Below are 558 nucleotides of genomic sequence, written 5' to 3'. Positions count from 1 at the left end.
GGTCTGCATCGTAAGTACGAGACGCTTTTTCTGGCGTATCGTTGTATTTAGTTGATAGTGCGCCCATCGCATCAAACATCATAGTTTGAGACCAATCTAGCTCTTCACCACCACCTGCAAACACGATGTCTTGTTTGCCAAGTTGGATAAGCTCCATTGCGTGGCCGATACAGTGTGCAGATGTCGCACAAGCTGAACTCATTGAGTAGTTCACACCACGAATTTTAAATGGTGTCGCAAGACATGCTGATACGGTAGAAGACATAGTACGAGGAACCATGTAAGGGCCTACGCGTTTTACGCCTTTCTCGCGCATAATATCGGTTGCTACTGTTTGGTTTAATGCAGAAGCACCACCAGAACCAGCAACGATACCTGTACGATCGTTTGAAACTTGTTCTTCAGTTAGACCAGCGTCTTCAATCGCCTGCTGCATTGATAGGTATGCATAAGCAGCCGCATCACCCATAAAGCGCATCTGTTTACGGTCAATATGCTCCGCAGGGTTGATCTTTAGATCACCCCAAACTTGCGAACGAAGACCGTGTTCTTTGAACT

The 558-nt window shown here is 46.4% G+C and carries 1 protein-coding gene; it reads right to left on the bottom strand.

What is annotated here, in order from left to right:
- Positions 1–558 (bottom strand): beta-ketoacyl synthase N-terminal-like domain-containing protein (locus tag R7R78_RS28555; protein WP_318119789.1); only part of this gene is annotated, 558 nt, incomplete at both ends.

The organism is Vibrio sp. 2134-1 (genome assembly GCF_033339495.1).
Note: the sequence above shows the minus strand (reverse complement) of the source record. Positions and strands in the feature narration are given on the sequence as shown.